Source organism: Microcystis sp. T1-4, assembly GCF_000297435.1.
Lineage (GTDB): Bacteria > Cyanobacteriota > Cyanobacteriia > Cyanobacteriales > Microcystaceae > Microcystis.
The window spans coordinates 1-11,650 of sequence record NZ_CAIP01000134.1 but is presented as its reverse complement, the minus strand read 5'-3'; the positions used below and the strand labels follow the sequence as shown (position 1 = coordinate 11,650).

General features: G+C 45.5%; 9 protein-coding genes. 3 read left to right on the top strand and 6 right to left on the bottom strand.

Going from position 1 to position 11,650, the window contains the following annotated elements; genetic code table 11:
• Window positions 1–160: 160 nt before the first annotated feature.
• From MICAI_RS07990 to MICAI_RS25805, 3 genes are all read right to left on the bottom strand, one after another.
• Window positions 161–1,186, bottom strand: coding sequence for a dihydroorotate dehydrogenase-like protein (locus MICAI_RS07990; RefSeq protein ID WP_008200133.1), 1,026 nt, complete (start codon window positions 1,184–1,186; stop codon window positions 161–163).
• 2 nt (window positions 1,187–1,188) lie between these two features.
• On the bottom strand, window positions 1,189–4,743 hold the full coding sequence (gene nifJ, locus MICAI_RS07985; protein WP_008200131.1) for a pyruvate:ferredoxin (flavodoxin) oxidoreductase: 3,555 nt from the start codon (window positions 4,741–4,743) through the stop codon (window positions 1,189–1,191).
• A gap of 535 nt (window positions 4,744–5,278) precedes the next feature.
• Complete coding sequence (locus tag MICAI_RS25805; protein ID WP_081504660.1) at window positions 5,279–5,509, bottom strand: hypothetical protein; 231 nt, start codon at window positions 5,507–5,509, stop codon at window positions 5,279–5,281.
• A gap of 50 nt (window positions 5,510–5,559) precedes the next feature.
• On the opposite strand from MICAI_RS25805, the gene lexA reads away from it, so the two are divergent.
• Together lexA and MICAI_RS07975 are read left to right on the top strand one after the other, a co-directional pair.
• On the top strand, window positions 5,560–6,174 hold the full coding sequence (gene lexA, locus MICAI_RS07980) for a transcriptional repressor LexA (RefSeq protein WP_008200125.1): 615 nt from the start codon (window positions 5,560–5,562) through the stop codon (window positions 6,172–6,174).
• Window positions 6,175–6,303: 129 nt separating this feature from the next.
• Entirely contained in the window at window positions 6,304–6,570 is a 267-nt protein-coding gene (locus MICAI_RS07975) for a TIGR02450 family Trp-rich protein (protein ID WP_002737176.1), read from the top strand.
• A gap of 139 nt (window positions 6,571–6,709) precedes the next feature.
• Here MICAI_RS07975 and MICAI_RS07970 read toward each other — a convergent pair whose 3' ends face one another.
• Together MICAI_RS07970 and MICAI_RS07965 are read right to left on the bottom strand one after the other, a co-directional pair.
• Window positions 6,710–8,044, bottom strand: a complete 1,335-nt coding sequence (locus tag MICAI_RS07970) for a DUF4335 domain-containing protein (RefSeq protein WP_008200123.1) — start codon at window positions 8,042–8,044, stop codon at window positions 6,710–6,712.
• 182 nt (window positions 8,045–8,226) lie between these two features.
• Complete coding sequence (locus MICAI_RS07965; protein ID WP_039899825.1) at window positions 8,227–8,766, bottom strand: DUF3038 domain-containing protein; 540 nt, start codon at window positions 8,764–8,766, stop codon at window positions 8,227–8,229.
• A 135-nt stretch (window positions 8,767–8,901) separates the two neighbouring features.
• Between MICAI_RS07965 and MICAI_RS07960 the strand changes: the two genes are divergently transcribed.
• Window positions 8,902–10,473 carry a Na+/H+ antiporter gene (locus tag MICAI_RS07960; RefSeq protein WP_002758276.1) on the top strand — a complete coding sequence of 524 codons (1,572 nt, stop codon included), beginning with the start codon at window positions 8,902–8,904 and terminating at the stop codon, window positions 10,471–10,473.
• Between the two features lie 116 nt (window positions 10,474–10,589).
• Here MICAI_RS07960 and MICAI_RS07955 read toward each other — a convergent pair whose 3' ends face one another.
• Window positions 10,590–11,378 carry a choice-of-anchor K domain-containing protein gene (locus tag MICAI_RS07955; RefSeq protein WP_008200115.1) on the bottom strand — a complete coding sequence of 263 codons (789 nt, stop codon included), beginning with the start codon at window positions 11,376–11,378 and terminating at the stop codon, window positions 10,590–10,592.
• Window positions 11,379–11,650: the final 272 nt, after the last annotated feature.

Sequence of the window (11,650 nt, the reverse complement as noted above, 5' to 3'; positions counted from 1 at the left end):
GGGGGGGTGCCGATAGGCGGGGGGGATCCCCCTTGATAAGGGGGGTGGCTGATAATTTTTAACGCCTACCTACTTAAGTTTTCAGTTCACTGATTACTGATTACTGATCACTGGACGGCTACGCCGTGCCTTTGGCAACACTGAAAAAAGCTTCCCACTTTTATTTACCGGCGGTTTGAAAACGTTTCCAAACAGGTTCGTAACTTTGCAGAGCTTTCATATACTGTACCCGTTCAAAAGCAGTCGGATCCGGGCAATTCATTTGACTCATACTGCCAATTAACTGCTCGATCGATTCGTACTCATTTTCTTCCAACCAATGCAATAAACCCTGTTCGATCTTGGTAATTTCCTCCAAACCGTGGCGTAATAAAACACTAACTAACATGGTCGCTTTTGCCCCCACCATCATCATTTTGATCACGTCGATGGCGTTATGAATGCCACTGGTAGCGGCAAAATCCGTCGCTACACGACCGTAAAGCATGGCAATCCAGCGCAGGGGTAAACGCATTGCTTGGGGATTACTGAGGATAATATTAGGGTGAACATCTAAGGTTTCTAAGTCGATATCCGGCTGATAGAAACGGTTAAATAATACCAACCCATCGGCCCCCGCTTCCGCTAATTGTTTAGCCATATTGGCCGTATTGCTAAAGTAGGGACTTAACTTCATCGAGACGGGAATTGATACCTCCGATTTGACAATTTTGAGGATATCAACGTAGTTTTGTTCGACGTGATTTCCGGTTAATTCTAGGTCGTTGGGAACATAATAAACATTCAACTCCAAAGCATCAGCGCCCGCTTGTTGAATTTGAATGGCATACTCCAACCATCCCCCAGAGGTCTCACCGTTGAGACTGGCAATAATGGGAATATCGACCATTTCTTTGGCTTTGCGAATATGGTTGAGATATTCGTCGGAACCAACGTGAAAAACCTCCGGTTCGGGAAAATAAGTCAAAGCTTCCGCAAAACTCTCGGCTCCGTGGGTAAAATGATGGTGTAAAGCCAGTCTTTCCTGTTTAATCTGCTCCTCGAAAAAGGAGTGTAAAACCACGGCAGCGGCTCCAAAGTCTTCCATTTTCTTGATATTGTCGATATCCTCGCTCAAGGGTGCGGCCGCACCGATGACTAGCGGCGATCGCAATTGTAAACCCATGTAGGTAGTGTGTAGATTCATAACTATTCGTTGCTCCCTGTACCTTTTGCTGCTAAATACTGATACATTTGCCAGCGCGTATCCACATCTGCTTGTGCTTCTTTGAGCAGACGTTTAGCTTCCTCCGGCTTACTGGTGGCCAACATCTTAAAGCGATTCTCCGAGTAGAGAGTTTGCGCTACGGTAAGCTTAGGCGCACGGCTATCCAATTGCAGGGGATTTTTGCCTTCTTTAGCTAAATCGGGATGATAACGGTACATTAACCAGCGACCGCTTTCCACCACTTCTTTTTGATGGTTCATGGCGGTGGTCATGTTGATCCCGTGAGCAATACAGTGAGAATAGGCGATAATTAACGATGGCCCGTTGTAAGCTTCCGCTTCTAGGAAAGCTTTAATCGTTTGCTCGTTTCTTGCCCCCATAGCCACGCTGGCCACATAGACGTTACCGTAGGTCATGGCCATTAAACCGAGGTCTTTTTTCGGGCTGGGTTTGCCACCAGAAGCAAATTTAGCTACGGCGGCGCGAGGAGTAGCTTTCGAGGCCTGGCCGCCCGTATTCGAGTAAACTTCCGTATCCATGACCAAAATATTCACATTGCGACCACTGGCTAAAACGTGATCCAAGCCACCATAACCGATGTCGTAGGCCCAACCGTCACCCCCGACAATCCAGACGCTTTTCTTGACTAGATAATCGGCCACGGATAACAACATTTTCACCTGCGTGGTCGGGGTTAATTGCCCTAAACGGGATTTTAGGGCCTCTACCCGATGCCGTTGTTCGTAAATTTCCGCTTCATCCACTTGGTGACAATTGAGAATATCTGCCGCTAGACTTTCTCCGATTTCACTAGCAAGGGTTTGTAAAAGTTCGGCAGCAAATTCTGCCTGTTTATCGATGGAAACTCGGAATCCTAAGCCAAATTCGGCATTATCTTCAAAGAGGGAATTCGACCAGGCCGGACCGCGACCTTCGGCGTTAACTGCCCAGGGCGTTGTCGGTAAATTACCTCCGTAGATAGATGAACAACCGGTGGCATTAGCCACTATCATGCGATCGCCAAATAGCTGACTGACTAATTTAACGTAGGGAGTCTCACCACAACCGGCACAAGCGCCGGAAAACTCAAAGAGAGGTTCCTGCATTTGCTGATGGTTAATTTTATTGAGATTTAGGCTTAATCGGTCTGGATTAGGCAAATTAAGGAAGAAATCCCAGTTAACTCGTTCCTGTTCTCGCAGGGGCAATTGGGGAGCCATATTAATCGCTCTTAGACGCGGTTGCGATTTGTTTTTAGCGGGGCAAACATCAACGCAGAGACCGCAACCGGTACAATCTTCGGCGGCCACTTGGATGGTGAATTTTAGCCCTTTCCAGTCGTGATCCTTAGCATTAGCGACTTTAAAGGTTTCCGGGGCCGTGGCTAATTCGGCCTCATCATAGACTTTCGAGCGAATAACGGCGTGGGGACAAACGAGAACGCATTTACCGCACTGAACACAGACATCCGCATCCCAAACGGGGATTTCTTGGGCAATATTGCGTTTTTCCCATTGGCTAGTGGCGGTGGGATAGGTCCCATCGTTGGGAAGGGCGCTAACGGGCAGTTGGTCCCCGTGACGGGCGATAATTTTGCCGAGGACTTCTTGGACGAAAGCGGGTGCGTTGTCGGGAATCGCTGGTCTTAATTCAAAAGCTTCAGGGGTGACAGTAGCGGGAATTAGGACTTGATAGAGGTGTTCTAGGGCAGAATCCACAGCTTTGATGTTCATCTGCACGATTTCTTCTCCTTTCTTGCCGTAGGTCTTGCGGATGGCTTTTTTGATTTGTGCGATCGCATCTTCCCGCGACAAAACCCCCGCTAGGGCAAAGAAACACACCTGCATCACGGTATTAATCCGACTGCCCATCCCCGCTTCTTTGGCCACTTGAGTGGCATTAATCGTATAAACTTGCAGATTTTTATCGATGATAGTTTGCTGGAGATGGCGGGGTAAGTGACTAAATACCTCCTCCGGTGGATAGGGACTATTGAGGAGGAAAATTGAGTTCGGTTTAGCGGTTTCTAGCAGATCAAATTGTTCGACAAATTCCCACTGATGACAGGCGATAAAGTTAGCATCAGTGATTAAATAGGTAGAGCGAATCGGATGGGGGCCAAAGCGTAGGTGAGAAACGGTGACGGAGCCAGATTTTTTGGAATCATAGACGAAATAACCCTGGGCATAATTATCAGTATCTTCACCGATAATTTTAATTGAGTTTTTGTTAGCTCCCACCGTACCATCGGAACCTAAACCGTAGAAAACCGCCCGCACTACTTCGTCCGGTTCAGTGGAGAAACTGCGGTCATATTCCAAACTGGAAAAGGTGAGATCATCAACGATACCGATAGTGAAATGATTTTTCGGTTTGTCGAGACTTAAGTTATCAAATATGCCAGCAACCATGGCTGGAGTAAATTCTTTGGAAGATAAACCGTAGCGTCCTCCCACAATTTTCGGCAGCTGGCCTTCGTACTCTTCCATAAAGGCATTTACCACGTCTAAATATAGCGGATCGCCCCCGGCACCGGGTTCTTTACAGCGATCTAAAACGGCTATTTTTTTCACCGTGGTGGGCAGAGCTGCCAGTAATTTTTCGGCGGCAAAGGGACGATAGAGACGAACTTTTAAAACCCCAACTTTCGCCCCATTTTGATTGAGATAATCCACGGTTTCATGGACGGTTTCCCCTCCCGATCCCATTAAAATAATCACTCTTTCGGCATCGGGCGCACCGTGGTATTCATAGAGATGGTATTGCCGTCCTGTTAATTGGGCAAAACGATCCATAATTTTTTGAGTGATATCGGGACAAGCATGATAGAAAGGATTGACGCTTTCCCTTGCCTGGAAATAAACATCGGGATTTTGTGCCGTGCCTCGTAACACCGGTCGATCGGGAGTTAAAGCTCTTTGACGATGGGCAATAATTAGGTCTTCATCAATTAGTTCTTTGAGAGTTTCATCGCTAATTAATTCGACTTTTTGCACCTCATGACTGGTACGAAAACCATCAAAAAAGTGCAGAAAAGGAAGCCGTGTTTCTAGTGTGGTAGCTGTGGCGATAGCGGCCAAATCATGAGCTTCTTGAACGGAATTAGCCGCTAACATAGCCCAACCCGTACTTCTGGCAGACATGACATCACTATGATCCCCAAAAATTGACAATCCTTGGGCTGCTAAAGCACGGGCCGCCACATGGACCACTGAAGAGGTCAATTCCCCAGCAATTTTGTAGAAGTTGGGGAGCATTAATAGTAATCCCTGGGAGGAGGTGAAAGTGGTAGTTAAAGAGCCTGTTTGTAGCGCTCCGTGCAGGGTTCCCGCTGCCCCACCTTCGCTCTGCATTTCGATTACGGAAGGAATGGTTCCCCAGAGATTAGCTCTGCGTTCGGCTGCCCAACTATCGGACCATTCACCCATAGGCGAGGAGGGAGTGATAGGATAAATAGCGATCACTTCACTGAGACGATAGGCAACGCGCGCAACAGCTTCGTTACCGTCTATGGTTGCATAGGTTTTTTTGGTCATGTGTTCCCCTTAGTTTTTACGATATTTGTCGGGATTTTAAGTTTTTTTACGGCTCAATTTCGCACTAAATATCCTCTCGTTTCCCTGACAACCGAAGGATTTTCTTTGAGCGTCGCTTTTGACTCCCTATCTACTATTGGACGCTTACGGCAGACAGGCTTAAGTAGAGCAATTTTTCTGTCTCCACCTCGATCATTATCCAGATTCTGGGCTTTCTAGCAATTCGTTATTTTTTCTTAATACGCTGCTGAGTTTGCCAGCAACCGACACTGGGATTAATTAATATTGAGAATTGATAAGTAAGTAGTTGGACAAAAGTAAAGTTAACTGTGGGTGGGGTAAGGAGTCGGTCGTCGGTCGTCAGGAAGAATTGCGGTAATTTACATTTCTTAAGATAGACAACAGAATTTATGTCCGACTACTTAAAAATTAATGATACTTTTTTTAAAAAAGTGCTAGGTCAGAAGATAAGCTGTTGACTATCTAAATTACTCATTAAGACTGTCTATGAGCAGGGAGAAGGAATTATGAATTATTAATTAGGGTTTGCGGCAAAAAGTTTTTCGGTGGTGGCAGGGTGTGGGGTGTGGGGTGTGGGGTGTCGGAAGAATAAATAGAAATAATCCCCTGTCTCGGAGTCTCCTGTCTCGGAGTCTCCTGTCTCGGAGTCTCCTAACCAACCACGACAATTTTTGATTTTTGCCAGCGGTCTAATAACCAGTTGATTTAGTCGGCCGATGAAGTTAAGATGTACTAGGTTAAACACAAATGAACTAAAGTACAAATTATCTTAACCCAAGGATAGGAAAATAGATCATGACTAACCTCGAAACCCTTACTCAAGCGCAACAGGAGTTGTACGACTGGCTAATTGAGTATATTCGCACTACTCAACACGCCCCTTCTATTCGGCAAATGATGCGAGCGATGAATTTACGCTCTCCCGCACCGATTCAAAGCCGTTTAGAACGTTTACGCGCCAAAGGCTATATTGATTGGACAGAAGGAAAAGCACGCACCCTGCGGATTCTCAAACAACCAGTGCAAGGTTTACCGGTTCTAGGCGTGATCGCTGCCGGTGGTTTAGTGGAACCCTTCACCGATGTGGAAGAAAAACTCGATCTCTCTAACCTGTTGCAACGCAGTCAAGACTGTTATGCTCTGCGGGTTTCCGGAGACAGCATGATCGAGGATCATATTGCCGATGGCGATCTGGTGATTATGCGTTCTCTCACGGGTAGTGAAGCGGTGTCCAATGGGGAAATCGTCGCCGCTAGAGTCGAAGGCCACGGCACTACTTTAAAACGTTTCTACCAAGAAGGAGAAATCATCACTCTCCAACCCTCCAATCAAAAATATCAACCAATTACAGTCAATACCGAACAAGTACAAGTACAAGGGGTTTTGGTTGGTGTTTGGCGCGGTTATTAGCCAAAACTGGGGCGCACTTAAGCGCCCCGATAATTTTTCCCCTCCTTGGCTCCGGGAAAAGAACCGGGTTGGCAGACTAGGATAATATAAGGGTTTTAGCCTATCCCGAACTCAGGTGTTTTAACTTTTATGCCCAAAAAACAGAAATATCCCCATCTCTTGGGATCAAAATGGACGGCAAAACAAAAAACATGGGGCTGGCGACATTTTCAAGTGGTCAATCGTCAAAATCGCGGTCAATGGGTTTTTGCGGAATTAGTCGCTTCCTGCGATCCGACTGTCCGCTTCTGGATTAATGCTAAACAGTTGCAAGACGCGAATCTCTGGCAATCAGGTTGGCAAACCCTAACGGAAATGAACCAACCTGACAGCGCCGACGAGATTATTGTAAATTAATATTAAGAACCCTTGTATTTTTTCACTCTTTGCCCATCAGCCAGTCCGAGAGCTTTTTATTCCTAAGCTGTTAAGTATTTAAATTGCCTCTTGCCTCGTCTCAACAAGCAATTTCAACGCGCGGGCAGCTTACAGCCTATTACTGTTCCATAAAGGTCCGCACCGTACTATCAGAACCAAGCACCAGACGCAATTGAGGATTACCGGGGATATCGAGGGGAGAAACGAAAGGTTGATTGAGCAGGGGCATATTAGTGCGATCGAGATAGATTTTCGCCGCCTGTCCCAGGGGAATAATCTGTTTTAGGGAACCATCCTGATTTAAGACCAAACGGTACTCTAGAGTATGCTTGAGACTTTCCGGCGGTTGCCAACGGGATTGAAAATATTCTCTGGTTTCTGCCACTTGGGGAATGGTATCTAGTAAATTCGTCTCTGGGGCTTTAGCGGTGCTTGTGGGCGGTTTGGGGTCTAAATTGACATTTTCAGGGTTAATAGGGCTTATAGGCGGTAAATTGGGCAATTTTGGCGGTGCTGGAGTCGGATTCATCGTGGTGGGGGGGACATTTGCCAGTGCGTTTGTACCCTGATCGCCAGTGACGAGGGGGGCAGTAATCGGGATTTTCTGATTATTCGGTTCAATTACGATCGCCGTGCCGCCTGGACGCGAACCTGTGACCGGTGGCGGCGGTAAAGTGGGCGGCGGAATCACTAGGGGGACGCTAGAGGGGCGAACTGGGGCTGGAACGGTTGCCACGGGCGGCGGTGGCGGTAAAGGGGTTTTATTGCCCAAATTTGCCGGTAACTGCGGGTTTGGGGCGACCGTTCCCGTGGGGGGTAAAGGCAGCGTTGGCAAGGGTTGGGGAATCTTGGCGCTATTAGGATCGCTGGTTAAATCATTGTTGACTGCTTGTTGCTGTTGATAAAATGCGATCGCTATTCCCCCGATAGTTATTAGGGCCGAAGCGATTAATCCCGTCCAGATCAGGGCATTTTTTCGAGTTTTCTGGCGAATTAATGGGGGTATTAGGGGGCTTTCATGGTTATATTCCCCTAAAGCATTGGCTAGATCGAATAATTGCGATGTGGTTAATTCGATCTCCTGTTTATCCTGATCGGTTAGCAGGGAACCTAAAAATAATTGATGCTGGAGAAGTCCCTGACAATGGAGAGAGGGTAAGGAGGGAAGATGACTTTCGGGGGAACCACTAGCCACGAAAGAGAGGGTAGAAACAGGACTAGAGAGTAAATTCTGCACATAATTAGCGACAATTTCTCCTAGTAGTTGTAATTGTGTGCGATCGCCTTTGATCGTCACCTGTTTTTCCTCACTCAATCTAGGATCATCAAAGCGCAATTGAAAGTGAGCATCGTTTAAGACATTTTTACCCAGCCAAACCGCTAGAGGCGAACTATTTCCCCAAATTTCTAGGGTACAGGTGGGGGGTGTATATTTGCGAATTAGATTACTCATTTTTAGTTATCGGTGGGAATTATAAATTATGAATTATGAATTATGAACTGGGAAGCTTTTTTTCAGTGTTGCCAAAGGCACGGCGTAGCCGTCCAGTAAACAGTAAACAGTAATCAGTGAACTGAAAACTTACATCTGATAACTTACATCTGATAACTGATAACTGATAACTGATAGCCTTTTTACTTTTTACTTGCCAAAAGGGTGTGCCAAAGAAGGAGATGACTGCGGGGGCTGCTGTAGAACAATAAATCGATTAATAATTTCCAAGCTAGGGAAGCAAGGCTAGAATCACTGAGATTATTTTCCGATATTTCTGGGTATTTTAAGCGAAAATTATCGATATAATTGCCTAAAAGCGTGGTTTTGACTGGTTCTTGTCCTTGAGTTCCCACTTGTTCCAAGAGAATTACAGCGCGACGGATTAACTCTTGCTTTTTTTGGGCTAGATGACAGAGGAGGAGAACTAGAGAACGGATGTCCGCTAGGGAAAGTTTTGACTGGGGTTGCCAGTGGTGGGCAACTAGGCGATCGCTTGTATCTGCATCTAAGGCTAATTCTTGGGCTGCTTGGGTGATAGAATCGGAGTCTAAATTAGCTAGAGAGACTAAAGCCGCCAAAATCAGGTTTAAATAGCTATTAATATTCTCTAACTGCTCGTTACTGGGTGAGATAGCTAGGGGTAAATCCTCACCCGTGGAGGACTCGGCAGACTGAGGCATAGTCAAGGACATAGATAAAAGGGATTGCCAGCAGAAAAACTTGGGTTTAGGAAAAAAAATCACTGGTTCTAAAGTGTCATAATAATTTAGATTGTTCTTTTCTTGCACGTCCGCTCACCGATTGCCTCCCACCCAATGAGTTTAGAATCCGCTACCGATGAAGTCATTAAGCAAAATTTAGAACAATTTCTAATTGTTTTGTCCGTTTCCCTGAGTGTGGCCACGGTTTCGAGGATTTTTAGCTGGTTTCGCCAAATTCCTTACACCCTATTGTTAGTGATAGTCGGTTTGGGTTTAGCTTTTATCGATATCCGTCTGGTGAACCTATCCCCCGAACTGATTCTAGAAATTTTTCTGCCCCCTTTGCTATTTGAAGCCGCTTGGAATACACGCTGGCGAGATCTGAAGGATAATTGGATTCCCGTCAGTCTTTTCGCTATTGTCGGCGTAATTATCTCGATTTTCGGGGTTGGTTTTACCCTAGATGAATTGACCAATTTACCCCTATTTACGGCATTATTAGTGGGTGCGAGCCTTTCTTCTACGGATCCCGTCGCTGTTGTCGCTCTTTTTCGCGAATTAGGGGCCAGTAAAAACCTCACCGTGCTTTTGGAAGGGGAAAGCTTATTTAATGATGGGGTTGCTGTCGTCGCTTTCGCTCTTTTGGTGGAAATTCCCCTCGGTGCTAGTGGTCTATCCTTAGAGACAACCATTAGCCGGATTGCGGCTTTTATCGGTATCGGGGTGGCAGTGGGTTGTTTAGTGGGTTTTGGTATCTCCTATCTGACTCAACGTCTGGATTTACCCCTAGTGGAACAGTCTTTAACTCTTGTGTCCGCCTACGGTGCTTATTTATTAACCGAGGAGTTCGGGGGTTCGGGGGTAATCGGAGTGGTGACTACGGGGATTATTTTGGGTAATTTTGGCTCTAGAATCAGCATGAGTCCCCGTACCCGCCTATTAGTCACGCAATTCTGGGAGTTTCTCGCTTTTTTTGTCAATTCGATCGTTTTTCTTCTCATCGGCGATCAGATTCGTCTCTCCAGTTTAGCCGATAATCTCAATTTAATTTTTATCACGATCGCCGCCGTGGTAGCGGCCCGTTTTCTGGCTACTTTTGCTCTAGCAACTGTTAGTAATGCCTTGATGGAAACTAAAATTAATTGGCGGGAAAAAACGGTTTTATGGTGGGGAGGTTTGCGCGGTTCCGTTTCTATTGCCCTAGCTTTAAGTGTGCCGGTTATTTTTCCCAATCGTCAGGATATCATCGATATCGTCTTCGGAGTTGTTCTCTTTACCCTTTTGGTTCAGGGATTAACTATTCAAACTTTCCTATCGAGATTAGACTTGATCGGTGATCAACCAATTCGAGAAAACTATGCGGAACTTTTAGCCCGACGGGTAGCTTTAAAAAGGGTTTTAGACTATCTTTCTAAGTTAGATAAATCTCCCGATGTTGCCCCCGAATTTTTTAGTTATGAGCAGCATCTCGTCAAAGAAAAATTAAAGACCGTAGAAGCGGAAATTCAATCTCTCAACGATAGTTATCCCCAATTACAGCTATTAACAATGGAACAACTTCGGGAAACCCTCCTAGATATCGAAGCTGATACCTACGCTGAATTTATTCGATCCGGCCGTTTAACTAGCAATTTATCCCCCGTCCTCCAAGAAATTCTCGCTGAAAGTAAAATTAGTGAACAGTAGGACTATTTTGGGGTATATACAATCAATCTCAATTCTCCTAACGATCAACGACTGGGTTTTATGACAAAAACCCCTCCAATTAATGAAGGGGTTTTTGTGGGGTTTTATGGGGGATTTTAGGAGACTTTTGTAGTTTCTTTTTCAGTGGATTGGGAGGGTTTTAGTTTGCGCTTGAGGGTGGAAGCTGCGCCCACAATACTAATCGCAAGTAAGCCAGCTATATTTCCAGATTCAGGAACGGAAACAGCAGGAGCAGTCGGAATAGGATCGATGGTTGGATCAACAAAACCCCCTGATATAGCATTCCCAAAACCTGCCAACTGAAGTGAACCAAATCTTCCTAAAACTTCCACAGTACCAGTGGAATTTTCATAAATACGAAAGCTTCCTAACTCTGGTCTATTAGGAAAATATAATATATCAGCTGCTTGTTCAGGAGTTGCGAGAACCAACACTCCATCGACCACAAAACCATTGGCGGTCATATCTAATCCGATCTGTTCAGTCAAAATCTGATTAAAATTAAATGGAGTGGTAGTGGACGAACTACTAGAAACTGCTAGTTCTGAGGTGTGAAGTCCAATCCAACCAATTCCATTTTTATAGCTAAGTGTTCCTAAGACAAAAGTTTGTCCAACTTGAACATTCTCAAAAGATGTTCCATCGAATTTAAAAAAGCTGGGAGCGGAATCGGGAAGACTAAAATCAAGTTGATTAGTACCAATTCCATTGACATCTGTATAGGGAAAAGGACTGGCGAAGCTATTAAAAACACCGTTTGTCACTCCAGAACCTACGGGTTGGCTATTTGCTGGTAAATTGCTCCAAGCAAGAAAAGAAGGGAGCAGAAATAAAAGCTGCTTAAAAATGGTCTGCTTGATAGAATATTGCTTTGCGACACTCATGTAATTTACACACTCCGTTAATGGCGACACTCCGTTGAGGACAACTTGAAGCCAGCATACACACTCCCCCCCACAACTGTATCCTAAGCTACAATTTAATAAATCTTTATATTCTTCTCCCTAGCTTAGGGATTCATAGGGGAAAGAGTCTCAGGTATTTTCCCCTGTTTTACTGCTTCTCAGGCGACCGATCGCCTTCCGTGAGGGATTGTGGCGCGGTGTGTCAGATTCGGTCATAGGGTTCAAAATTTCGCTAACATTGTTAAGTAGCT